The sequence below is a fragment of the Pectobacterium punjabense genome, assembly GCF_012427845.1.
GTDB lineage: Bacteria > Pseudomonadota > Gammaproteobacteria > Enterobacterales > Enterobacteriaceae > Pectobacterium > Pectobacterium punjabense.
The window spans coordinates 4108376-4132067 of sequence record NZ_CP038498.1; the positions used below are offsets into that span (position 1 = coordinate 4108376).

22 protein-coding genes are annotated in these 23692 nt (G+C 52.0%); 8 read left to right on the plus strand and 14 right to left on the minus strand.

What is annotated here, in order from left to right:
- Positions 1-28 precede the first annotated feature (28 nt).
- The 6 genes from E2566_RS18600 to ruvX all read left to right on the plus strand — a co-directional run bounded on the left by E2566_RS18600 (position 29) and on the right by ruvX (position 4216).
- Positions 29-541, plus strand: coding sequence for a SprT family zinc-dependent metalloprotease (locus E2566_RS18600; RefSeq protein ID WP_107170095.1), 513 nt, complete (start codon positions 29-31; stop codon positions 539-541).
- A 95-nt stretch (positions 542-636) separates the two neighbouring features.
- Entirely contained in the window at positions 637-1335 is a 699-nt protein-coding gene (gene endA, locus E2566_RS18605) for a deoxyribonuclease I (protein ID WP_107170094.1), read from the plus strand.
- A 118-nt stretch (positions 1336-1453) separates the two neighbouring features.
- Entirely contained in the window at positions 1454-2188 is a 735-nt protein-coding gene (rsmE, locus tag E2566_RS18610; RefSeq protein WP_107170093.1) for a 16S rRNA (uracil(1498)-N(3))-methyltransferase, read from the plus strand.
- An 11-nt stretch (positions 2189-2199) separates the two neighbouring features.
- Positions 2200-3159 (plus strand): glutathione synthase, encoded by a 960-nt coding sequence (gene gshB, locus E2566_RS18615; RefSeq protein ID WP_014701549.1) that lies wholly within the window; start codon positions 2200-2202, stop codon positions 3157-3159.
- A gap of 74 nt (positions 3160-3233) precedes the next feature.
- Positions 3234-3797: a YqgE/AlgH family protein gene (locus tag E2566_RS18620; RefSeq protein ID WP_107170092.1), complete on the plus strand. Its 564-nt coding sequence runs from the start codon at positions 3234-3236 to the stop codon at positions 3795-3797.
- Positions 3797-4216: a Holliday junction resolvase RuvX gene (gene ruvX, locus E2566_RS18625; protein ID WP_107170091.1), complete on the plus strand. Its 420-nt coding sequence runs from the start codon at positions 3797-3799 to the stop codon at positions 4214-4216. The genes E2566_RS18620 and ruvX overlap by 1 nt, the downstream gene beginning before the upstream one ends.
- A 121-nt stretch (positions 4217-4337) precedes the next feature.
- On the opposite strand, the gene fbp is transcribed toward ruvX, so the two are convergent.
- Positions 4338-5342, minus strand: a complete 1005-nt coding sequence (gene fbp / locus E2566_RS18630; protein ID WP_107170090.1) for a class 1 fructose-bisphosphatase — start codon at positions 5340-5342, stop codon at positions 4338-4340.
- Positions 5343-5511: 169 nt separating this feature from the next.
- On the opposite strand from fbp, the gene mpl reads away from it, so the two are divergent.
- Positions 5512-6897: a UDP-N-acetylmuramate:L-alanyl-gamma-D-glutamyl-meso-diaminopimelate ligase gene (mpl, locus tag E2566_RS18635; protein ID WP_107170089.1), complete on the plus strand. Its 1386-nt coding sequence runs from the start codon at positions 5512-5514 to the stop codon at positions 6895-6897.
- A 111-nt stretch (positions 6898-7008) separates the two neighbouring features.
- Here the strand turns inward: mpl and E2566_RS18640 are convergent, their stop codons facing one another.
- The 11 genes from E2566_RS18640 to nnr form a co-directional block, all read right to left on the minus strand.
- A complete protein-coding gene (locus E2566_RS18640) occupies positions 7009-8307 on the minus strand; it encodes an adenylosuccinate synthase (RefSeq protein ID WP_005973072.1) in 1299 nt (432 codons plus the stop codon).
- Positions 8308-8406: 99 nt separating this feature from the next.
- The gene (locus E2566_RS18645; RefSeq protein WP_048262534.1) at positions 8407-8607 is read right to left on the minus strand and encodes a DUF2065 domain-containing protein; all 201 of its coding nucleotides are present in this window, start codon (positions 8605-8607) and stop codon (positions 8407-8409) included.
- A gap of 124 nt (positions 8608-8731) precedes the next feature.
- Positions 8732-9727 (minus strand): protease modulator HflC, encoded by a 996-nt coding sequence (gene hflC, locus E2566_RS18650; protein WP_107170088.1) that lies wholly within the window; start codon positions 9725-9727, stop codon positions 8732-8734.
- A gap of 3 nt (positions 9728-9730) precedes the next feature.
- Positions 9731-10984, minus strand: a complete 1254-nt coding sequence (hflK, locus tag E2566_RS18655) for an FtsH protease activity modulator HflK (protein ID WP_107170087.1) — start codon at positions 10982-10984, stop codon at positions 9731-9733.
- Positions 10985-11080: 96 nt separating this feature from the next.
- Positions 11081-12361 carry a ribosome rescue GTPase HflX gene (hflX, locus tag E2566_RS18660; protein ID WP_107170086.1) on the minus strand — a complete coding sequence of 427 codons (1281 nt, stop codon included), beginning with the start codon at positions 12359-12361 and terminating at the stop codon, positions 11081-11083.
- 94 nt (positions 12362-12455) lie between these two features.
- A complete protein-coding gene (gene hfq / locus E2566_RS18665) occupies positions 12456-12755 on the minus strand; it encodes an RNA chaperone Hfq (RefSeq protein ID WP_107170085.1) in 300 nt (99 codons plus the stop codon).
- Positions 12756-12868: 113 nt separating this feature from the next.
- Positions 12869-13810, minus strand: coding sequence for a tRNA (adenosine(37)-N6)-dimethylallyltransferase MiaA (gene miaA / locus E2566_RS18670; RefSeq protein ID WP_107170084.1), 942 nt, complete (start codon positions 13808-13810; stop codon positions 12869-12871).
- Complete coding sequence (mutL, locus tag E2566_RS18675) at positions 13803-15779, minus strand: DNA mismatch repair endonuclease MutL (protein WP_107170083.1); 1977 nt, start codon at positions 15777-15779, stop codon at positions 13803-13805. The genes miaA and mutL overlap by 8 nt, the downstream gene beginning before the upstream one ends.
- A gap of 51 nt (positions 15780-15830) precedes the next feature.
- The gene (gene amiB, locus E2566_RS18680; RefSeq protein ID WP_107170082.1) at positions 15831-17498 is read right to left on the minus strand and encodes an N-acetylmuramoyl-L-alanine amidase AmiB; all 1668 of its coding nucleotides are present in this window, start codon (positions 17496-17498) and stop codon (positions 15831-15833) included.
- Complete coding sequence (gene tsaE / locus E2566_RS18685) at positions 17495-17977, minus strand: tRNA (adenosine(37)-N6)-threonylcarbamoyltransferase complex ATPase subunit type 1 TsaE (RefSeq protein ID WP_107170081.1); 483 nt, start codon at positions 17975-17977, stop codon at positions 17495-17497. The genes amiB and tsaE overlap by 4 nt, the downstream gene beginning before the upstream one ends.
- Positions 17978-18016: 39 nt before the next feature.
- Positions 18017-19549 (minus strand): bifunctional ADP-dependent NAD(P)H-hydrate dehydratase/NAD(P)H-hydrate epimerase, encoded by a 1533-nt coding sequence (nnr, locus tag E2566_RS18690; RefSeq protein ID WP_107170080.1) that lies wholly within the window; start codon positions 19547-19549, stop codon positions 18017-18019.
- A gap of 144 nt (positions 19550-19693) precedes the next feature.
- On the opposite strand from nnr, the gene queG reads away from it, so the two are divergent.
- Positions 19694-20833 (plus strand): tRNA epoxyqueuosine(34) reductase QueG, encoded by a 1140-nt coding sequence (gene queG, locus E2566_RS18695; RefSeq protein WP_107170079.1) that lies wholly within the window; start codon positions 19694-19696, stop codon positions 20831-20833.
- A 527-nt stretch (positions 20834-21360) separates the two neighbouring features.
- Here queG and ahpF read toward each other — a convergent pair.
- Entirely contained in the window at positions 21361-22923 is a 1563-nt protein-coding gene (gene ahpF, locus E2566_RS18700) for an alkyl hydroperoxide reductase subunit F (RefSeq protein ID WP_107170078.1), read from the minus strand.
- A gap of 147 nt (positions 22924-23070) precedes the next feature.
- Positions 23071-23634, minus strand: coding sequence for an alkyl hydroperoxide reductase subunit C (gene ahpC / locus E2566_RS18705; protein ID WP_010287114.1), 564 nt, complete (start codon positions 23632-23634; stop codon positions 23071-23073).
- Positions 23635-23692 lie beyond the last annotated feature (58 nt).

Consider the following 23692-nt stretch of genomic DNA (forward strand, 5'->3'; position numbering starts at 1 on the left):
CCCTGCCACTCAACTTATGCTCACAGCAATGAACACATCCCGAATCCCCATTGCCAGCCATCAGGCTGTGATGCGCTGCCTGCGTGATAAATTACAGCAAGCCAACCTCACCTTGCAGACCGACTACGCTGAACCTACGGTGAATTACCAGCAACGCGGTTCAACGGCAGGAACGGCCTGGCTGCAACACTGGGAAATTCGGCTGAACCCCGTTTTGTTGCAGGAAAATCAGCAGGCTTTTATCGATGAAGTCGTTCCTCATGAATTGGCTCATCTGCTGGTTTACGCACGTTTTGGCCGTGTCGCGCCACACGGCAAAGAGTGGCGCTGGATGATGGAAAGTGTCCTGCACGTCCCGGCAAAACGCACACATCGGTTTGCCGTGCAATCCGTGCAAGGGAAGACCTTTACCTACCTCTGCGATTGCCAACGGCATGAGCTGACAATCCGTCGGCACAATCGGGTGCTACGCGGCGAAACAGAATATCGCTGCCGTCGTTGCGGGAAAACCTTACATCATGATGTAAAAAGCTCTATTTAAACGGGAATTTCCAGTTTTAAAAACTGCTTTTACGTTTGCTTGCCGCTAAGACATCCGGTAGTCTGCCAACTTTACCGTCTGTGGATTATTGGAATATGCTACGCAAAATTCTCGCTATCGCTGCCGTTGGCGCGGGTCTATTTTCGGCCATCGCGCAGAGTCAAAACATCAATAATTTTTCGCAGGCAAAAGCCGCCGCTGTCGACATTAATCGCGATGCGCCGGGGTCGTTCTACTGCGGCTGCAAAATTACGTGGCAGGGCAAGAAAGGCACACCCGATCTGGAATCCTGCGGCTATCAGGTGAGGAAAAATGAACAGCGTGCCAGCCGCATTGAGTGGGAACACGTAGTGCCCGCCTGGCAGTTTGGCCACCAGCGCCAGTGCTGGCAGGATGGCGGTAGAAAGAACTGTAACAGCGACCCCGTCTACCGTGAAATGGAAACGGATTTGCATAACCTGCAACCCGCTATCGGTGAGGTTAACGGCGATCGCGGCAATGCCATGTATGGTCAGTGGAACGGCGGTGCATCGCAATATGGTCAATGCGAGATGAAGGTCGATTTCAAAAACAATCTGGCAGAACCACCTGCCCGCGCCCGTGGTCAGATCGCCCGTACCTATTTCTACATGCGCGACCGCTATCAGTTACGCCTGTCCAATCAGCAAACTCAGCTATTTGTAGCCTGGGATAAGCAGTACCCCATCACGCAATGGGAATGTACCCGCAACCAACGCATCGCCGCAAAGCAGGGAAACCCAAATCCCTACGTTCAACAGGCTTGCCAGCGCTAATCCGTCTACCTACTATAGCGAATCAGTTTCCAGCGTAACCACCGTCAAATGACGGTGGTTTTACCTATTTCTGGCGTTTCTGCGCCGGTTAATTTTCATTCAAAGGTCTTAATTCAGTATGCGAGTACCACGCATTTTCCACCCAGAGACGCTCCCCCTTAACGGTGGTGAAGTCGAACTAAGCGACGATGCCGCCAACCATGTTGGTCGCGTGTTACGCATGAATACGGGCCAGTCATTGCTGCTATTTGATGGCAGCAATCATGTCTTTGATGCAGAAATTATCGCGGCTGGAAAAAAGAGTGTGCGCGTTAGCTTCACAGCAGGTAAGTTGGAAGATAAAGAGTCTCCCCTGCATTTGCATCTGGGACAGGTGATGTCGCGCGGCGAGAAGATGGAATTTACCATTCAGAAATCCATCGAGCTGGGCGTCAATGTTATTACGCCGCTGCTGTCTGAACGCTGTGGGGTAAAACTGGATGCAGAACGTATGGAGAAGAAAATTAGCCAGTGGCAAAAAATCGCAGTTGCTGCCTGTGAACAATCTGGCCGCAACTGTGTGCCGCTGGTTCGGCCAGCGATGACGCTGGAAGCCTGGTGTGCGGAGCAAGACAACGCGCTGAAATTGAATCTGCACCCACGCGCTACACAGAGTATCAATACGCTACCGCTGCCGGTAGATCGGGTTAGGTTGCTGATCGGCCCGGAAGGCGGACTCACCGCCAGTGAAATTACCATGACCTCAGAACACGGATTCACTGATATCCTGTTGGGGCCACGCGTCTTGCGCACAGAAACCACTGCACTCACCGCCATGACCGCCTTACAGGTACGTTTCGGCGATTTGGGGTAAAGGAGAAAAGAATGATCAAACTCGGTATCGTGATGGACCCGATTGACACCATCAATATCAAGAAAGACACCAGCTTTGCCATGCTGCTGGAAGCACAGCGCCGTGGTTGGGAATTACACTATATGGAGATGAACGATCTCTATATGCACGCAGGGGTTGCGCGCGCAACAACGCGCCGCTTGAGCGTCCAGTACGACTACGACGGCTGGTACGATTTCTCCGGCGAGCAGGATATTGCGCTGGAAGAGTTGGATGTGGTGCTGATGCGCAAAGATCCACCCTTCGATACGGAGTTCATCTACGCCACCTATATTCTGGAACGCGCGGAAGAGAAAGGCACGCTAATCGTCAACAAGCCGCAAAGCCTGCGCGATTGCAATGAAAAGCTCTTCACCGCCTGGTTCCCGCATCTGACACCCGATACGCTCGTCACGCGTCGTGCAGACAAACTGCGTCAGTTCCATGAAAAACACGGTGACGTTATTCTCAAACCGCTGGACGGCATGGGCGGCGCGTCTATTTTTCGTTTGAAGCAGGATGATGCTAACGTCTCCGTCATCATCGAAACCCTGACCGAACACGCCAGCCGCTACTGCATGGCGCAAAACTACCTGCCTGCGATTAAAGACGGTGACAAGCGCGTGCTGGTGGTCGATGGCGAACCCGTTCCTTACTGCCTCGCACGTATTCCCAAAAGCGGTGAGACACGCGGCAATCTGGCTGCCGGTGGTCGTGGCGAAGCACGCCCGCTAACCGAAAGCGACTGGAAAATCGCCCGCGACGTCGCACCGACGTTAAAAGCCAAAGGCCTGATTTTCGTCGGTCTGGACATCATCGGTGACCGTCTGACTGAAATTAACGTCACCAGCCCGACCTGTGTGCGTGAAATCGAAGCGGCCTACCCAGACGTGTCCATCACCGGCATGCTAATGGACGCCATTGAAAAACGTCTGGCTGCACGTACCCGTTAATACCAAATACGCTATCCGGCCCGCGCAACACGGGCCGTTTCTCCAACGCTGACGGATATCGATAAAAATACACAATGAATTTACAGCATCACTTCCTCATTGCTATGCCAGCACTACAGGACTCTGTATTTAAACGTTCGGTGGTCTATATCTGCGAACATAATGAAGACGGAGCCATGGGGCTGATCATCAACAAACCGATGGATCAGTTTTCCGTGGAAAATGTGCTGAAAAAGCTAAAAATAGACCCAACGCCACGCGATCCTGCCATCCGGTTAGATAAACCCGTATTTATGGGGGGCCCGCTGGCAGAAGATCGTGGTTTTATTCTACATACCCCCTGCTCCGGCTTCGGTTCCAGCATCAGTATTTCTGAGGACACCATGATCACCACCTCAAAAGACGTACTGGAAACGTTAGGCACACCCAAGCAGCCGAAAAATACACTGGTCGCCTTAGGCTATGCCGCCTGGGATAATGGACAGTTGGAAGAAGAACTGTTGGATAATGCCTGGCTGACAACGCCAGCCGACAAAGACATTCTGTTCCACACACCGATTGCCGAGCGCTGGCGCGCAGCAGCCAGAAAACTGGGTATCGATATTCATAATATCTCTACTGAAGCAGGGCACGCTTGATGACCAGCAGAACCATTCTTGCTTTTGATTTTGGGACAAAAAGCATCGGTGTCGCCATCGGTCAGGAAATTACCGGTACAGCGCGTGCACTGACGTCGTTCAAAGCGCAGGAAGGGATACCCGACTGGCAAAAAGTGGAAAAGCTGTTATCAGAATGGCAGCCCGATTTGGTCGTCGTCGGCCTACCACTCAACATGGATGGCACCGAACAGCCGCTGACGGCACGGGCGCGAAAGTTCGCTAACCGACTGCATGGCCGTTTCGGCGTCGCGATTGAGCTACACGATGAACGTTTGAGTACGGTGGAAGCACGCGCCGATCTCTTTGAACGCGGTGGCTTTAAAGCGCTGGATAAAGGGAGCGTAGATGCGGCTTCTGCGGTGATTATTCTGGAAAGCTGGTTCGAAGCTCAGTTTTAGAAAAAGCGGTGAGTATTTTTTAAGATCGCTGCAATGACGTACAAAGATGGCGTACTGGATAGCACGCCATAAGCAGTCATCCCGCATTGGCAGATTACCCGCCGACACGAGACAACATTAATTAGGCATCGGGGAACTCACGGATGAAACGTTCAACGTCATCAACCATGGATTCCGTTCCCACAAAGAACGGTGAGCGCTGATGTAACTTCTCTGGCGTGATATCCAGAATACGGTTTTTACCATCGCTAGCCTTACCGCCCGCCTGTTCAGCCAGAAACGCCATCGGGTTGCATTCGTACAGCAAACGCAGTTTGCCTTTCGGGTAGCTCGCCGTGCTTGGATACAGGTAAATTCCGCCTTTCAGCAGGTTACGATGGAAATCTGCGACCAGTGAGCCGATATAACGCGACGTATAAGGACGCTGTGTCTCTTCATCCTGCTCCTGACAGTATTTGATGTATTTCTTCACACCGACAGGAAACTTGATGTAGTTCCCTTCGTTGATGGAATACATATTCCCTTTTTCCGGGAAGCAAACTTTTTCATGCGAGAGACAGAATACGCCAAGCGACGGATCGTAGGTAAAAGCATGAACGCCATGGCCCGTGGTGTACACCAGCATGGTAGAAGAACCGTAAACGATATAGCCCGCAGCAACCTGCTGGCTACCCGGCTGCAAGAAGTCCGCTTCCGTGACGGAGGTTCCCAGCGGGGTAATACGGCGGTAAATAGAGAAAATCGTACCGACAGAGACGTTCACATCGATATTCGACGAGCCGTCCAGCGGGTCCATCAGAACAACATACTTAGCGTTTTCCGCCTTATCGCCTTCAAAGATAACGATCTCGTCTTCTTCTTCAGAGGCAATACCTGCCACTTCACCACGCGCCTTTAATGCCGCTTTCAGTTTTTCATTGGCATACAGATCGAGCTTCATCTGCACTTCGCCCTGAACATTAGAAACGCCGCTGGCCCCCAGGATATCAACCAGACCTGCTTTATTGATATCACGGTGAATAATCTTGGCACCCAGTTTAATAGCAGACAGCAGCGCGGTAAGCTCACCTGTGGCGTGAGAGAAATCGTGCTGTTTTTCGACGATAAATTCGCCTAACGTTTTCATAACACTATTCCAGAATCTACGGATGAAAAGCGGTTTCATTTCTGCACCGCCAACGTTTGCGCATGCAGTGTAGCCCAAAGAGAAAGTGAGTACCTAGTCAAATCCATTTCTTATGGCGGATTCATAGCGTTAGAATATGACGCAGACTCACTGCGAAGATGGAAAATGTATGCGTATTCATATTTTAGGTATCTGCGGCACCTTTATGGGTGGCCTTGCCCTACTCGCCCGCTCTTTGGGGCATGACGTCACGGGCTCAGATGCGAATGTTTATCCCCCCATGAGTACCTTACTGGAAGAGCAGGGAATCACACTGATTCAGGGATACGATCCGGCACAACTGACTCCCGCCCCCGACCTGGTCATCATCGGCAATGCCATGTCTCGCGGTAACCCGTGCGTCGAGGCCGTGCTAGAACAGGGGTTACCTTATGTTTCCGGTCCACAGTGGCTGCATGATTATGTGCTGCGCGATCGCTGGGTGATTGCCGTTGCGGGAACGCATGGTAAAACCACTACGGCGGGAATGGTCACCTGGATTCTGGAAGACTGTGGCTACCAACCTGGCTTTGTGATCGGTGGCGTTCCCGGCAACTTCACTGTTTCCGCACGGTTGGGTGACAGCCCGTTCATGGTGCTTGAAGCTGACGAATATGACTGCGCATTCTTCGACAAACGCTCCAAGTTCGTCCATTACTGCCCAAGAACGCTAGTGCTCAACAACCTTGAGTTCGATCACGCCGATATCTTTGACGATCTGAAAGCCATTCAGAAACAGTTCCACCATCTTGTTCGTCTGGTGCCGGGCAGCGGGAAAATCATCTCTCCAACCAACGATCTTAACCTCAAACAGGTAATGGCAATGGGGTGCTGGAGTGAGCAGGAGTTGGTCGGCGAAGAAAGCGTTTGGCGCGCACAGAAAGTGGCTATTGATGCCAGCCAATATCAGGTTTACCTGAACAACGAACTTGTCGGCGAAGTTCACTGGAAATTGGTGGGTGAACACAACATGCATAACGGGTTGATGGCCATCGCGGCTGCGCACCACGTTGGCGTCTTGCCCGCAGATGCCTGCCGCGCACTCGGTGGTTTTATCAACGCACGCCGTCGTCTTGAATTACGCGGCACGGAACATGGCGTCGCAGTGTATGACGATTTTGCACACCACCCTACTGCTATTCTGGCTACGCTGTCGGCATTACGCAGCAAGGTGGGCGGTACAGCCCGTATTTTGGCCGTACTGGAACCCCGTTCGAATACCATGAAATTGGGGATGTGCAAAAACGAACTCGCCCCGTCATTAGCCCGCGCCGATGAAGTTTTCCTCTTCCAACCGACGCATATTCCGTGGCAGGTCGTAGAAGTCGCGGAAGCCTGCATACAGCCCGCACACTGGAGCGCGGATATTGATACGTTGGTAGAAAACATCGTCAAGACCGCACAGCCAGGCGATCACATTCTGGTCATGAGCAACGGCGGGTTCAGTAACATCCACAATAAACTACTGGATAGCCTGAAGAAGAAAGCGCAGAAGGCGGAAGACGCTCAGGAATAACGAGTCAGAAGCCGTCGTTATTCACACCGCGGCGGTTAAAACGATAGATAGCAAAAAGGACGGGAATCCCGTCCTTTTTCATAATTGCCTCACCCATTAAGCGTGGCGCAATCAAGCATCAAACGGGTCGCGCAATACCATTGTTTCGCTGCGATCTGGGCCGGTAGAAATAATATCAATCGGCACACCCGTAACTTCTTCGATACGTTTGATGTAGTTCAGCGCAGCCTGCGGCAGCTTGCTGTGATCTTTCACGCCAAATGTGCTTTCAGACCAACCCGGCACAGTTTCGTAAATCGGCTCAAGACCTTCCCAGCCCTCAGCAGCCAGCGGAGTGGTATCCACTTCGGTGCCATTCGGCAAACGGTAGCCTACGCAGATCTTAATCTCTTTCAGACCGTCCAGAACATCCAGCTTGGTCAGGCAGAAACCTGACAGCGAGTTGATCTGTACCGCACGGCGCACGGCCACGGCATCCAGCCAGCCAGTACGACGGCGACGACCTGTCGTCGCACCAAACTCATTACCTTTCTGAGACAGATGCTCGCCAACTTCCTCAAACAACTCTGTCGGGAAGGGACCAGCACCCACGCGGGTAGAGTAAGCTTTAACGATGCCCAGAACGTAATCCACATAACGTGGACCCAGGCCAGAGCCAGTCGCAACGCCGCCCGCAGTGGTATTTGAGGAGGTCACATACGGGTATGTACCGTGATCGATATCCAGCAGCGTACCCTGTGCGCCTTCAAACATGACGAAATCGCCACGCAGGTGCGCTTTATGCAGCAGATCGGACACATCAACAACCATAGCGGTCAGGATGTCAGCGATCGCCAACACATCGTCCAGAACTTTCTGGTAGTCGACAGCATCAACTTTGTAATAGTTAACCAGTTGGAAGTTATGGTATTCGATGATTTCTTTCAGTTTGACGGCAAACGTTTCTTTATCAAACAGATCGCCAACGCGCAGGCCGCGGCGTGCAACTTTATCTTCATACGCTGGGCCGATACCACGACCCGTCGTACCAATCGCTTTTGCACCACGCGCTTTTTCACGCGCGTTATCCAGTGCGACGTGATAAGGCAGGATTAACGGACAGGCTTCAGAAAGCAGCAGACGTTCGCGTACCGGGACGCCACGCGCTTCAAGCTCCGTCATTTCTTTCATCAATGCGTCAGGCGCTAGCACGACACCGTTACCGATGATGCTGACAACATTTTCACGCAGAATGCCAGAAGGAATTAAATGAAGGACGGTTTTTTCACCGTTGATAACCAGCGTATGGCCAGCGTTGTGACCACCCTGATAGCGCACAACATATTTAGCCCGTTCAGTCAGCAGGTCAACGACCTTGCCTTTACCTTCGTCACCCCATTGGGTGCCCAGTACGACGACGTTCTTACCCATTTCAAGAATCACCAGGTTGCTTAAAAAAGGATTCTACCATCTCATTTGGATGCTTTCAGTACTTTTAGCACACGATTGCGCACATTTTTCCACTTAATTTTAGCCACCCATCCGGCTACGCAACATGTAGTAGATCACGCACCCTGCGACGACTATTCCGCCGCCAAAACGGCGTAAAATATTATCCGGCAACTGTGCCATACCCAAAATCATCCGCCGCCAGAGGCGGGGAAACAGCAGCGGCCCCAGCCCTTCAAGTACCAAAACCAACCCAAGCGCCAGCCAAATCGTTGAATTCATAACCACCTCTTTTCCCACACCAAGCACAAACGGGACTAAACCCTATCAATGATCTCTGCCAGAAAACGACAAAAAAAAGCCCGGAGAATAACCCGGGCTTGATAACGACGTCAGTTAATGGCGATCAGCGGCGCGGTGCTATGCTGCTTTCCGGTGACTTCATGTAGCGGAAGAAGTCACTATCCGGGCTGAGAACCATCACGTCCTGATTATTACTAAAGCTACTTTCATACGCACGCAGACTACGAACGAAAGAGTAGAAGTCAGGATCTTCACTGAATGCATTCGCAAACAATTTCGCCGCTTCGGCATCCCCTTCACCACGGGTGATACGCCCTTGGCGTTCGGCTTCAGCCAGCGTACGGGTCACTTCATAGTCTGCCGTTGCTTTCAGCTTTTCAGCCTCTTCCTGACCTTGTGAACGGTGGCGACGCGCTACCGCTTCACGCTCTGCACGCATACGTTGATAAATGGCGTCAGACACTTCAGTTGGCAGGTTGATTTGCTTAATCCGCACATCGATAACCTCAATACCCAGCGCAGCCATGCTGTTAGGGTTGATGTGAGGTTCGTTGCTTGTCGTCTCTTTCTCAACGCGCGCAGCAGCCGAAGCAATCGCATTATCGGCCTCGGTGGTTTCACCCGTACCGGTATTCAGCGCTTCACGCACGTCCGACATCAGTTGACCACGAGAGTCGGTAACAATGCCTTTTACATCCAGACGACCAATTTCAGAACGCAAACGGTCGCTGAATTTACGTTTCAGCAGTACTTCAGCCTGAGAGATGTCACCACCGCCCGTAGCCAGATAGTAGCGGCTGAAATCGCTGATACGCCATTTCAGATACGAATCGACAATCAGGTCTTTCTGCTCTTTAGTGATGAAGCGGTCAGCCTGATTTTCCATCGTCTGAATACGCGCATCGAGCATTTTCACTGAGTCGATAAACGGAACCTTGAACTGCAATCCCGGTGCATAAATCAGCGGCTTGTTTTCGTCATCACGCAGTACTTTACCAAAACGCATTACAATGCCGCGCTGGCCTTCCTGCACCACAAACAGTGACGCATAGACCACCATCAGTACCAGGATCAGGATAAATAGTAAGGGCTTACGCATCGATTATTCTCTCCCTACTCGAGTGAAGTCATCACGCTGCGCATTTGCTTTGCGCTGATCCATGATATTTCCATTGTTACTGCTGCGCGTTGGGTTGCTATTCGCCGCACTGCTGCTGTTACTAGGCAAACGCAGTGGGTTAGCACCGCTGTTGCTTTGCGTATTTTCACTGCCTTGTCCACGCAACATCTGATCCAACGGGAGCACCATCAGGTTACTTCCTTTGTCATTGACCAGAACTTTACGGGTATGGCTAAGTACGCGCTCCATCGTTTCAATATACAAACGCTCGCGGGTAATTTCCGGTGCCGCTTTATATTCCGGTAATACTCGGGCAAAGCGGGCAACTTCACCTTGAGCTTCCAGAACGGTACGGGTTTTATAAGCGCGAGACTCTTCCAGAATACGCTGAGCCTGACCGTTGGCACGCGGTTGCACTTCATTCGCGTACGCTTCTGCTTCACGAATGTATTGCTGCTCGTTTTCACGCGCGGCAATGGCATCATCAAACGCGGCCTTCACTTCTTCCGGTGGACGAGCGGTCTGGAAGTTGACGTCCAGCAGCGTGATCCCCATGTTGTACGGACGAACAGTTTCTTCCAGTACACGCTGGGTATCCGTACGCACAATGGTACGGCCTTCCGTCAAAATTTTATCCATCGTGTACTTACCAATAACGCCGCGCAGCGCGCTGTCAGTCGCCTGACGCAGACTGTCATCCGCATTGGTTACGCTGAACAGATATTGTTCAGGCTGTGTGACACGATACTGTACGTTCATTTCAACGCGCACCACGTTTTCATCCGATGTCAACATCACACCCGACGTCGCCAGTTCGCGTACCGACTCAACGTTCACCGCGCGAACAGAGTCGATAAAGGTTGGTTTCCAGTTAAGACCCGGACCAACCAAATGGCTGAACTTACCAAAGCGCGTCACGACACCGCGTTCCGCTTCTTTAATGGTATAGAAGCCCGTAGCAGCCCAGATGACAACTGCGGCGACGGCAGCGATACCGACGATCCGGCCACCCAGTGCTGGGCCGCCAGAATTTCCGCTGTTGTTCGAGCCTGAACCTTTCCCGCCACCCAGATCGCTGAGTTTTTTACTCAACTTACGGAAGATGTCGTCCAGATCCGGAGGCCCCTGATCTCGGCCACCTTTATTATTATTTCCGCCAGAGTTGCCGCCATTATTGCTGCTGCTCCCCCACGGGTCGCGGTCTTGTCCGTTATTACCGGGCTGATTCCACGCCATGTTTTAGCTCCATTCTTTATGATAGGTGTTCTTCAGGTTCAATATCCCAGAGTCCGTCAGACTATTTCGCTGTACAGACTGTATCTACCAGTCAAATCAGACAATATAGTCCATCAGTTCCTGCTCTTTTTTGCAGAGGCGGTGCCAGTCGGCAATCGGCATACGAATAACCAAACCAATTTGCCCATCCTCTTCAATCCATTCTTTTTCTATTGCCTGAAGCTGGTAAAAACGACTACGCAAGCGTCCTGCCTGCGGGGGAAGATGCAACGTATGTTGCGCGATTTCCCCGGAAAGCCGCTCAGTCAATGCCTGAAATAACAACGGAATACCGTCGCCAGTCTGTGCTGAAAGCCAGACCCGTACCGGTAGATTCTCTTCGTTGCGATCGATACGCGGAACGAAATCATCCAGCATATCAATCTTGTTCATTACCAACAGCGCAGGTATTTCATCCGCCTCGATTTCCGCCAGTACGTCATGAACCGCCTCGATATTCTCGTCAAGACGAGGATCGGCGGCATCAACAACGTGCAACAGCAATGAGGCTTGACGTGTTTCCTGTAATGTAGCCTTAAACGCAGCCACCAAATCGTGGGGTAACTGCCGGATAAAACCTACGGTATCCGCCAGCACTGTATCACCGACATCATCCACCTCAATGCGGCGTAATGTTGGGTCCAGTGTGGCAAATAACTGATCGGCAGCATAAACACCCGCCGATGTAATCTTGTTAAACAGCGTGGATTTACCGGCGTTGGTATAGCCCACCAGCGAAACAGTGGGAACATCGGCACGAACCCGCGACCGACGCCCTTGCTCACGCTGTTTTTCTACCCGTTCGAGACGCGACAGTATCTGAGAGATACGATTACGCAATAAACGGCGATCCGTTTCAAGCTGGGTTTCGCCTGGGCCACGTAAACCGATACCGCCTTTCTGGCGCTCAAGGTGCGTCCAACCGCGAACCAGTCGGGTCGCAAGGTGACGCAACTGTGCCAGTTCTACCTGTAATTTCCCCTCGTGAGTACGCGCACGCTGGGCAAAAATATCTAAAATCAGTCCGGTACGATCGATCACCCGGCACTCACACAAACGCTCCAGATTACGTTCCTGAGCAGGCGTTAGCGCGTGATCAAACAGCACGACAAACGCGCCAGTTTCTTTCACTACTTGAGCAATTTCTTCGGCTTTGCCCTCCCCGACAAAATACTTGGGATGAGGTGCCTTACGACTACCAGTAACCACCTGCAACGATTCAATACCGGCAGAAGAAACCAGAGATTCAAACTCTAGCAGATCGTCCGTATCTCTATCTTGCGAGAAAAAAATATGAACTAATATGGCCCGTTCACCTGATTCATAACGGTCAAACAAGCGAGTAACCTCTCAAACGAGCAAAAAACACCACAGCGAAGGAGCCGAGCGATGCGTCCAGCTCTCCTGCGCCGTGGTGAATTGACAATACGCCTTATTCAGCGTCATCAGCATCCTGCGACTGTTGCTGCGCAGTCGTGTTACTACCGTGATAGTTGCTACCGCCGCCTGGATTGTTGCTATGGTGAGACACTGGGCGAGAAGGAACAACTGTAGAGATGGCATGTTTATAAACCATCTGACTGACCGTGTTTTTCAACAAAATCACGAACTGATCGAAAGATTCGATCTGACCTTGCAGCTTAATACCGTTCACCAAATAAATCGAAACCGGAACACGTTCACGACGCAAAGCGTTCAAGAACGGATCTTGCAAAGATTGCCCCTTAGCCATTCTATATTTTCCTTATTTGTATGTTGTTTGTAACAAAGAACCCTATGGCTCTAAAATAACGGTGTAAAAAAACTTGCACGCTGAGACTCATCGATTGTACACAATCACTCAACCTATGCACTAACAACCTCTATTACCTTGTCCAGTGCTTCCGTCGGTTTTTCGCTGTCCAACCAGCAAACATCATCCCAACCGCGCAGCCAGGTCATTTGCCGTTTCGCTAACTGACGCGTCGCACAAACTCCCCGATAAACCATTTCATCGTAATCAATTTCACCGGATAAATATGACCACATCTGGCGGTAGCCGACGCAACGAATAGAGGGCATATTCGTATGCAGGTCCTGCCGGGCAAACAATATCCGGGCTTCTTTCTCAAAACCCGCTGTCAACATCTGATGAAAACGCTGTTCAATCCGCTGATGCAACAATTCACGCGTCGCCGGGGCGATAGCAAACTGATGAACCTGATAGGGCAGTGCATCGCCAGACGTTTTTGTCAGCTCAGTTAAAGTGTTACCTGAAACGAAAAAAACTTCCAGTGCTCGCGAGAGTCTCTGCGGATCATTTGGATGAATCCGAATTGCCGCTACCGGGTCGATCTCACTAAGCTGCCGATGCATCGCTTCCCAACCGATTTCTTTTGCCTGCTCTTCAATACGCTGGCGCACGGCAGCATCGGCTGACGGTAGAGGAGAAAGCCCCTCCAGCAGCGTCTTGAAATACAGCATCGTCCCCCCGACCAGCAGAGGAATGCGCCCGGCGGCGGTAATCTCCGCCATCTCGCGTAGCGCATCGCGGCGAAAATCAGCCGCAGAATAGGATTCAGCCGGATCGAGAATATCAATTAACCGATGCGGTGCCTGCGCCAGTTCTTCCGCGCTTGGCTTCGCCGTCCCGATATCCATACCTTTATAGATGAGGGCGGAATCTACGCTAATCAACTCTACCGGCAAATATTCTCGTAACGCCATTGCCAATGCCGTTTTTCCTGACGCCGTCGGCCCCATAATAAAGATGGCAGGCGGCAACGACGTTTTTTCTACATCACTCATGCTTTAACGCCTTGATGGCATCCTGGATGTCCATCATAAATAAAAGTTCAGACGGCGGCGCTTTCGCCAGTTGCGGACAAAGCCGTTCGACATCCGCCAGTAATTGTATAGCCTGAGAATGGCTCCAGTTATCCTGCTCGCTCTGCAATCGCGTTGCCATCCACGATGCTAACGCGCCTGATTCCACCTGCTGTGACTCAACCGTCTGATTGTCGGCCAGATAGCCTATCAGTTCAGAGATCAAGTTTTGTAAATTTTGTTGGCGCAATGGTAAAGGTACAGCGCGCAGCGTGGCACGCTGTGACTCAACCAATACATCAATACCAAAATGCGTCAGCAAAGCATGATGGGTAGACAACACGTTCAGTTCGGATTTACTTAACGTCAGCCGCTGCGGAATCAGTAATGGCTGTGCCCGCAGCCCCTCTTCAGACGGCGTTAATTGCACGACTTTCAGATAGCGCTCAGCGACGGAAAGCGACAGCATCGCCAATCCTTTATGGTACTCCAACAGCGCATAGCACGGCGGATATACCGTCAGCACGCGGCCAAAACCGCTCGATTGGCTTTCCAGCGGGGGCTCAACTAGCGCACGTTGCCTATTATTGTTGGCGGTGGTGTCTGCTGCGGTTCGCGCCAATGGGGCATCATGCAATATCGCAGGGGGAGCTACGGTATTTTCCGACACGGCAATATTCGGCAACGCGTCAGACGACGGTAGGCTGTCTGTCGGTTGCAGCAGCGCCTTATACAACTCGCCCTGCTTTTTCTGATACGGATTTTCCGGCTGATAGCCAGAATAGGCAGCTTCTCGTGCCTGGCCACTACGCGGCGTTTTCTCCCCCGCCGCTGGAGATTTTTCAGTACGCGACGGTTGGGCAAAGTGGTTTTCACCTGCGGCGGGACGGTTCTCTTGCTGCCACTGTACAGGCTTCCCGGTTTCCGGCTCTGCCATGCCAAGCCCCGGCGCGGATGCCTGCTGTAGAACGGACATCACGGCCTGATAGATAAAGTCATGCACCAGACGTGCCTGATGGAACCGCACCTCATGCTTGGCAGGATGTACGTTGACATCAACCTGATGTGGGTCGATCTCCAGATACAGCACATAAGCGGGCTGCTGATCGTCGCTAATCTGGTCTTGATAAGCCTGTCGGATGGCGTGATTGATGAGTCGATCGCGCATCATGCGCTGGTTCACGTAGCAATACTGCATGTCAGGCAGCTGTTTGGTCCCAACCGGATCGGCAACCCAGCCATGAATAGTGAGATCGCCATGCTGCCATGATACCGCCAACGCATGTTGCAGGAACGTCGCACCGCAGATGCTACCCAAACGGCGCTCATACTGGCTTTTATCCGGTGCAGCACGATACTGCCGCATCAGCTTACCGTTATGATGCAGCGTAATGGCGACATCAAAACGCGCCAGTGCGATGCGGCGCACCACCTCATCAATATGGGTGAATTCGGTTTTCTCGGTGCGCATGAATTTACGGCGAGCGGGCGTGTTATAAAACAGATCCAGCACTTCCAGCGTAGTGCCTACAGGATGGGCAGCAGGTTTAACCGTGACCGCCATATCGCGCCCTTCGGCATAGGCCTGCCAGGCCTCAGACTGTTCAGCGGTGCGTGATGTCAGGGTTAGACGAGAGACGGAGCTGATACTCGCCAGCGCTTCGCCGCGAAACCCCATGCTGACAATCGCTTCCAGATCGTCGAGCGTCGCGATTTTACTGGTCGCGTGGCGCGCAAGCGCTAACGTTAACTCATCCTTTCCGATGCCTGAGCCATTGTCACGGATACGAATTAGCTTCGCACCGCCGCGTTCAATGTCGATATCAATCCGAGTCGCCCCTGCATCCAGACTGTTTTCCACCAGTTCCTTCACGACCGAGGCCGGACGTTCAACCACTTCTCCGGCGGCAATCTGGTTAGCCAACTGCGGTGGCAACACCTGAATCGGCATGGCGTATCCCTCTTACTATCCTCAATCTATCGACATCATCAGCATGAAGAATCAGGCGGACGGTATAATCAGCGTTTGCCCCAGCTGTACCGAACCGGAACGCAGATTATTTGCCTGTTGAATATCTTTCATACTGACACCGTAACGGGCAGCGATTGCACTCAGGCTATCACCCTTTACGACCTTATGCTTCACCGGCGCTGCTTTTTTGGGCGCTGGCGTTGACGTCGTCTGTTTCGTCCCGGTAGCCGGAATGTTCAGGCGCTGCCCAACCCAGACGATATCCTTATTCAGCTTATTCACGTCACGCATAGCCGCGAGGCTGACACCATAACGCCGGGCAATCGAAGAAAGTGTTTCGCCACGCGCAACGGTATGACGCGTGCTGCCCGCACTCGCTTTTGCCGTACTGACATTATCACTCGACGTTGTTGTATCACTTGCCGCCGACTGTAGTGGGCGGCTTTCCTGCTTTGGGAGGGATTGCATCGGATGCGTCTGGAAGTAACTTCTCAGCCCCTGATAAATCGCATTGGCGATTTTTTCCTGATAGTCGTTGCTCCCTAACAGCCGCTCTTCCGAGAGATTAGTGATAAACCCGGTTTCCACCAGCAGAGAAGGAATATCCGGCGAGCGCAACACACCCAGGCTGGCATGCTCTGGCCGCCGTTTATGCAAACCACCGACACGCTGGAGCTCACGCAGCACCTTGGTTGCCACGTCATACCCAACGCGCTGGGAGTGGCCAAATTGCAGATCCAGCACCGCCTGACTGAGATAAGGATCGGCACCGCTGTTCGCCAGCAAATCGCCCGCACCGCCCAATAATTCAGACTGTTTCTCGTGCTGTTCCAGCCAGTTAGCCATTTCACTATTCGCACGGCGGTTGGATAGTACCCAGACCGAGGCACCTTTCGCATTGCGGTTCGGCGCAGCATCAGCATGGATCGACACTAACAGGTTCGCGCCCTGCTTACGCGCTACGTCCGAACGCCCCATGACGGAGATAAAGTAGTCGCCGTCGCGCGTTAATACGCCTTTAAAAGCGGGATCGTTATTCAGCAAAGCTTGTAACTTACGGGCAATAGAAATGGTGACATTTTTCTCCCGCAGCCCGTTCGTGCCAATCGCGCCAGGATCTTGCCCACCGTGACCGGCATCAATCGCTACAACAACGCGTTCATTCCCCTGCCGGGCTGGCGATGGCGATGGCGAACCACCGCTCACGACAACGGTAGGCTTGTTGGTAAACGGATTCTTTGCGGGCTCTGCTGGCACACGATTTTGCTGGCGTGAAACAGGGGGGATTGGGGCTTGTACCGTTTTCGCTTTGTCACCCGTGATGGTAAAAACGACAACGTAACCCGAACCTTCTTTTTGCGTCACCGCTCGCGTTTTGGCCGCCTGCGTTAAATCCAGCACCAAACGCAGGCTTTGTGCATCCTGTGCATTACTGGTTCGCACGCGCTTAATCAGATTTTGTCCGCTGAAATCCAACGGCAGCCCCTGAATGACGCCGCTCTGACGAATATCAATCACCACTCTGGCAGGGTTGCTGAGCGGGAAAAAGGCATAAATCGGTTGGCCGCTAAAGCTTAATCGCACTGTGGCTTGGCCTGACGCGTTATCTACCTTGATATCCGACAGATTGGCGGCCCACGCCGATCCCGCAAGCAATAGCCATACGCCGATGAACAGCTTAGCCATACGACTCATCATGATTCTGTTGTTCCTGGCTGAAGAGAAAAACGTTGTAACATCGCGTCTCCCGTAGCAGAGACAGCAGACAGTTCAGCCTGTCGGCCCTCATCCTGATAGCGCAAATGCAGCTCGATATCCGCGTCGGGCAGCACGCCAGCGCCCTGCTGCGGCCACTCAATCAGGCAAATAGCATCCTGCGTCAGGTAATCGCGAATCCCCATAAACTCCAGCTCTTCCGGGTCGGCCAGTCGATAGAGATCAAAGTGGTAAACAGCCAGTGGAGACAATGCATAAGGTTCCACCAATGTATAAGTAGGACTTTTGACATTGCCCTGGTGACCGCGCGCCTGTAGGAAACCGCGACTAAACGTCGTTTTCCCCGCGCCGAGATCGCCATAAAGATGGATCACACAAGCAACGTCACAGGCTTTCGCCAGCGCCGTGCCTAATGAAATGGTTGCTGCCTCATCAGGCAGAAGTAAGACTATTTTTTTCATTCTATTGTTCTAAAAACATAAGTTCTAAAAACATCGGCGCTAAAAAAACACCCGATCAGGATTCACATATCGGAACAGCACGGGCAGTAAATCGGTTGCCAGCATACCCCGGGTACCACGTTGCGCCACCAGCCAGTCGGCCGCCGCACCGTGTACGACACACCCTGCACAAGCAGCATCATACAGCGAGAGCTTTTGCGCCAGCAAACCGCCGACAATACCCGACAGCACATCCCCCATTCCGCCCGTCGCCATGCCGGGATTTCCCACATCAGCAATAGCAACCTCTTCTTGCTGGTTGGCAATCACCGTTCCCGCACCTTTTAATACGACAACGCCGCCATAGCGCTTTACCAGCTTTGTGGCCGCAAGTAAGCGATCACTTTCAATATCAGATACGCGGCAATTCAGTAAACGTGCCGCCTCACCGGGATGAGGTGTCAGCACGCGATTCTGCCGCTTATGCGGATTGATTGCCAGTAGGTTAAGTGCATCCGCGTCCCATAACATGGGTTTGTTACAATTTTCTGTCAAACGCAGGGCGTTTTTACCCCATTCATCCTGCCCTAAACCAGGTCCAATCACCACGACATCGGCCCATTCCAACCCCTGTCGCAGCGTATCTGCCGTCAGTTCCTGCACCATCAGTTCAGGTCGAACCGTTAAAAATACCGATTGATACTGTTTGTGAGTAAGTACTCGCACTAAGCCTGCACCGCTATGTAATGCCGCATCGGCAGCCATCAGTACCGCACCGCCTAAGCCCGCGTTTCCGCCGACCACCAACAGCCTGCCGTTATCCCCTTTATGTTGTCCGGCGGGACGAGGCGTCAGCCATTCGGGAAGCTGTGCCGCAGTCAGCCGCCGGATCGGCGCAGTTTGGTCACCCAGCCACGTCTGCAACCCTAGCGAGTGATAATGCAATGATCCTACCTGCTCACGCGCGCGGCCAGTCAGTAACCCCGGCTTCAGCGCGATAAACGTCACCGTTTGTGCCGCACAGATCGCAGCACCAGCACAAACGCCAGTTTCAGCATGCAATCCAGAGGGAATATCGAGCGAGATAATGGGGGCGGGATAGGCATTAGCCTGTGTAATTAACGCGGCATAGGGTGCACGCGGTGCGGCGGAAAGTCCGGTCCCCAGTAGAGCATCCACAATGAGATCGATCCCATCTGGCCACGGCGTATTAACATCATCCTGTGCACTTACCTCTTCAATACGCCCACCCTGCTCCAGCCAGCGCTGCCGAGCAAGACGGGCGTCATCAGGCAACGGTTTATCGCTAGCACAAGCGACAACATCTACCTCAATACCCGCAGCCAGCGCCAAACTGGCGACCACATATCCATCGCCACCGTTATTGCCGTGCCCAGCCAGCACTCGCCAGCGACGGGCAAAGGGATAGCATTGGTGAGCCACTTGAAATGCCGCGTCTCCCGCACGCTGCATCAACTGCCATAATGAAAGCCCTGATTCGCTGGCCGCTCTGGCTTCTTCACGGCGTACCCATTCGGCGTAAAATACCGAATCGGGCAACTTATCCTCTCGTTTCCGATCGTGGCTCATCATCATTTGCTCTTCGTTTTCATTACAATGACTTAAAATTAGCAAGCAACTGAAACGACTGCCAGCATTCCCCCTTCTCCGCAAACATCGGTTCTGCAACGCGAGTATGGTAACATCGGTACGTCTTGTTTATTTTTACGGTTCCTCATGTCATACCCCTACGATCTCAACGAATTAGTGCAACACATCAAACAATGGGGACAGGCATTGGGATTCCAGCAGGTCGGCATTTGCGACACCGATCTGTCTGCAGAAGAGCCTCGGCTTCAGGCCTGGCTGGATAAGCAATATCACGGAGAAATGGACTGGATGGCACGCCATGGCATGCTGCGAGCACGTCCACATGAACTACTACCCGGCACACTCCGCGTCATCAGCGTACGGATGAATTACCTGCCCGCCAAAGCGGCATTCGCGAGTACCTTAAAGAATCCAGAACTCGGCTACGTCAGCCGTTATGCACTAGGCCGTGATTACCACAAGCTGTTACGCCAGCGTTTAAAGAAGCTTGGCGATCAGATTCAGGAATACTGTGGTGAATTGAATTTTCGCCCCTTTGTCGATTCCGCTCCCATTATGGAGCGCCCTTTGGCCGCGAAAGCCGGGCTTGGCTGGGTTGGTAAACACTCACTAATTTTAAACAGAGAAGCGGGCTCCTGGTTCTTTCTCGGTGAATTGCTGATCGATCTGCCTCTACCCGTCGATCGGCCACAGGAAGAGCAGTGCGGCCGCTGTGTCGCCTGTATGACCACCTGCCCAACTGGCGCGATTGTTGCCCCTTACACCGTTGATGCTCGCCGCTGTATTTCCTATCTAACCATTGAGTTGGAAGGCCCGATACCTGAAGAATTCCGTCCACTGATGGGTAATCGCATCTATGGCTGCGACGACTGTCAGCTCATTTGCCCATGGAATCGCTTTTCACAACTCACCGACGAGACTGATTTCAGCCCACGTGCCGCGCTGCACACGCCGGAACTGCTGACGCTATTCGGTTGGAATGAAGAGAAATTTCTACGAATTACGGAAGGATCGCCGATCCGGCGTATCGGCCATCTCCGCTGGCTACGCAATATTGCCGTCGCACTGGGAAATACCCCCTATCAGGATAGTATCGTACTGGCACTGCAAACCCGTCTGGGTGAAAGTGAATTGTTGGATGAACATATCCACTGGGCGATTCAGCAGCAGCTAGCACGCCGCGCATTATTGGAAATTGACGTCCAATCCACACAGAAAAAACGACTCATCCGTGCAGTAGAGAAAGGATTACCGCGCGATGCATGAGCGGCTAAAACCGTTGCCATCAGTTTGTCGCATTCGCTGTGAATAAATAAAAAAAATCGTTGCCAATCAACTGTCACAAAAAGTACAAGCGATCGTTATAGCGTTTTATAAGTAAATTTTATGAATAAATATCAATAAGATACTCTACTGTATTTTATCAACAATATTGCGGGGTTAATAAATAACCAACAAACAGCCTGTGGATAAGTCTGTTAAGAAGAATATGATTTTTTGTATTAACTGATAAAAAACGATGTGAATTGAGGTAACGCTAGCGCCCTAAATACGATGTTGTGAAAACAGCAAAAAACAGGTCACAACACAGAGCGGCCAGCATTATGAATTTCTTATTGTCCTTTAGCAAGGGCTGAGATCTAATTTTTACGATCGAAAGAAAAATTTTACGATCAAAAGCAAAAACGCGGCGACACCTCGTTATGAGGCATCGCCGCGCGGAACGTTAAGATCGTCGTCAGAGAAACAGAAGGATGGCAAATATATTCACCTTCGTCCTCAACAGGCCGATGTTATGCACGGGTTCTGATCAAGTAGTCAAAAGCACTCAAGGATGCTTTTGCGCCTTCGCCCGTCGCGATAATAATCTGTTTGTACGGTACCGTCGTACAATCGCCGGCAGCAAAGACCCCTTTCACACTGGTTTCACACTTGGCATCGATCTCAATTTCACCAATGCGGTTTCTGGCTACCGTACCTTCCAGCCAGTGGGTGTTAGGCAGCAGGCCAATTTGTACAAAGATCCCTTCCAGCGCTAAATCATGCACCGTATCAGTAAGACGATCTTTGTAACTCAGCCCCGTCACCTTCTGGCCATCGCCTTTCACTTCTGTGGTTTGCGCATTCAGAATGATGTCAACGTTTGGCAGGCTGCGTACCTTCTCCTGCAATACAGAATCCGCTTTCAGCTCCGATGCGAACTCAAGCAGCGTGACGTGTTTCACCACACCAGCCAGATCGATAGCCGCTTCTACACCCGAGTTTCCACCGCCAATCACTGCAACGTGCTTGCCTTTAAACAGTGGGCCATCACAGTGTGGGCAGTACGTTACACCACGCGTCCGATACTGATCTTCACCGGGCACATTCATGTTTCTCCAACGGGCGCCCGTCGCAATGATCACACTCCGCGCTTTCAACGTCGCGCCGGATACGGTAATCACCTGATGCGGTTTACCCGGCTCTCCACCAGGAATTAAAGCTTCTGCACTCTGCGCGTCGATCACATCAACATCATAGTCATCAACATGGCTCTTCAGTGCGGTTGCCAGTTTGGCACCTTCCGTTTTCGGCACTGAAATGTAGTTTTCGATATCAACGGTATCCAACACCTGGCCGCCAAAGCGCTCACCGACCAAACCGGTGCGGATGCCTTTACGCGCCGAATAGACTGCCGCTGCCGCCCCTGCCGGGCCGCTGCCGATGATTAACACATCATAGACGTCACGCTGGTTCAGCTTCTCAACCTGCTTAGCGCCCGCGCCAGTATCGATTTTAGTCACAATCTCAGCAAGGCTTGTTCGCCCCTGGCTGAAATGTTCTCCGTTCAGGAAAACAGTGGGGACGCCCATGACATTACGGTTTTGGATCTCATCCTGAAACACGCCGCCGTCTATCGCGGTGTGGGTGATCTTCGGATTCAACACCGCCATTAAATTCAGCGCCTGCACCACGTCCGGGCAATTGTGGCAGGACAGCGAGTAATACGTTTCAAAGTGGAACGCACCGTCAAGATTGCGGATTTGATCGAGTAATTCTTTTGCTTCTTTCGACGGATGTCCACCCACCTGCAATAACGCCAGAATCAGGGAGGTAAATTCGTGTCCCATCGGCGCACCGGCAAAACGTGGGCCGCTTTGGGAACCAGGGTTGGTAATCAGGAATGAAGGCTTACGGACGGATAGATCATTCTTTTCAATAAAGCTGACCTGATTGGACAACTCGGCAATATCGGTCAATAAGGTTCTCACTTCCGCAGATTTAGCGGAATCATCCAGAGTCGCAATTAACTCAACAGGTTTGGTTAATTTTTCCAGATAGGCTTTCAACTGGACTTTCATCGTATTGTCGAGCATCGGTCGTCCTTAATGAGGTAACTAGGTACAAAGGCAAAATTAGGTACACAGACAAAATAGTGCGAGGTGTTGGCCCGAAAAGGAGCCGGGCCAGAAAAATCGGGTGCATCGCACCCGAAAAACAGCCATATTTTCCGTGGTGTCAGCTTAGATTTTGCCAACCAGATCCAGAGACGGGGCCAGCGTGGCTTCGCCTTCTTTCCATTTAGCTGGGCAGACTTCGCCAGGGTGAGATGCAACGTATTGAGCGGCTTTGACTTTGCGCAGCAGGTCAGAAGCATCGCGACCAATGCCTTCAGCCGTGATTTCTACTGCCTGGATGATGCCCTGTGGGTCAACGATGAACGTACCACGGTCAGCCAGACCTTCTGCTTCACGCATGTTTTCAAAATTACGCGTCAATTGGCCAGTTGGGTCACCGATCATGGTGTATTTGATTTTGCCAATCGTTTCAGAGCTGCTGTGCCACGCTTTGTGCGTGAAATGGGTGTCGGTGGAAACAGAGTAAATTTCCACGCCACGCTGTTGGAATTCGTCGTAGTAGTCAGCGACATCACCCAGTTCGGTCGGGCAGACAAACGTAAAGTCAGCCGGATAGAAGAAGAATACGCTCCATTTTCCTTCGATATTCTTCTCAGTCACTTCAATGAATTGACCGTCTTTGAAAGCCATGTTTTTGAATGGTTTAACTTGGGTATTAATTACTGACATCACGTTATCCTCATGTGTTTTTGCATGTGGCTAAAGTACAGAAACGTGATCGTTATCA

Bases quoted from the DNA above. Each gene is read 5' to 3' on its own strand.
- E2566_RS18600 (WP_107170095.1), top strand. From the start codon at position 29: ATGAACACATCCCGAATCCCCATTGCCAGCCATCAGGCTGTGATGCGC.
- endA (WP_107170094.1), top strand. From the start codon at position 637: ATGCTACGCAAAATTCTCGCTATCGCTGCCGTTGGCGCGGGTCTATTT.
- rsmE (WP_107170093.1), top strand. From the start codon at position 1,454: ATGCGAGTACCACGCATTTTCCACCCAGAGACGCTCCCCCTTAACGGT.
- gshB (WP_014701549.1), top strand. From the start codon at position 2,200: ATGATCAAACTCGGTATCGTGATGGACCCGATTGACACCATCAATATC.
- E2566_RS18620 (WP_107170092.1), top strand. From the start codon at position 3,234: ATGAATTTACAGCATCACTTCCTCATTGCTATGCCAGCACTACAGGAC.
- ruvX (WP_107170091.1), top strand. From the start codon at position 3,797: ATGACCAGCAGAACCATTCTTGCTTTTGATTTTGGGACAAAAAGCATC.
- fbp (WP_107170090.1), bottom strand. From the start codon at position 5,342: ATGAAAACGTTAGGCGAATTTATCGTCGAAAAACAGCACGATTTCTCT.
- mpl (WP_107170089.1), top strand. From the start codon at position 5,512: ATGCGTATTCATATTTTAGGTATCTGCGGCACCTTTATGGGTGGCCTT.
- E2566_RS18640 (WP_005973072.1), bottom strand. From the start codon at position 8,307: ATGGGTAAGAACGTCGTCGTACTGGGCACCCAATGGGGTGACGAAGGT.
- E2566_RS18645 (WP_048262534.1), bottom strand. From the start codon at position 8,607: ATGAATTCAACGATTTGGCTGGCGCTTGGGTTGGTTTTGGTACTTGAA.
- hflC (WP_107170088.1), bottom strand. From the start codon at position 9,727: ATGCGTAAGCCCTTACTATTTATCCTGATCCTGGTACTGATGGTGGTC.
- hflK (WP_107170087.1), bottom strand. From the start codon at position 10,984: ATGGCGTGGAATCAGCCCGGTAATAACGGACAAGACCGCGACCCGTGG.
- hfq (WP_107170085.1), bottom strand. From the start codon at position 12,755: ATGGCTAAGGGGCAATCTTTGCAAGATCCGTTCTTGAACGCTTTGCGT.
- miaA (WP_107170084.1), bottom strand. From the start codon at position 13,810: ATGAGTGATGTAGAAAAAACGTCGTTGCCGCCTGCCATCTTTATTATG.
- mutL (WP_107170083.1), bottom strand. From the start codon at position 15,779: ATGCCGATTCAGGTGTTGCCACCGCAGTTGGCTAACCAGATTGCCGCC.
- amiB (WP_107170082.1), bottom strand. From the start codon at position 17,498: ATGATGAGTCGTATGGCTAAGCTGTTCATCGGCGTATGGCTATTGCTT.
- tsaE (WP_107170081.1), bottom strand. From the start codon at position 17,977: ATGAAAAAAATAGTCTTACTTCTGCCTGATGAGGCAGCAACCATTTCA.
- nnr (WP_107170080.1), bottom strand. From the start codon at position 19,549: ATGATGAGCCACGATCGGAAACGAGAGGATAAGTTGCCCGATTCGGTA.
- queG (WP_107170079.1), top strand. From the start codon at position 19,694: ATGTCATACCCCTACGATCTCAACGAATTAGTGCAACACATCAAACAA.
- ahpF (WP_107170078.1), bottom strand. From the start codon at position 22,923: ATGCTCGACAATACGATGAAAGTCCAGTTGAAAGCCTATCTGGAAAAA.
- ahpC (WP_010287114.1), bottom strand. From the start codon at position 23,634: ATGTCAGTAATTAATACCCAAGTTAAACCATTCAAAAACATGGCTTTC.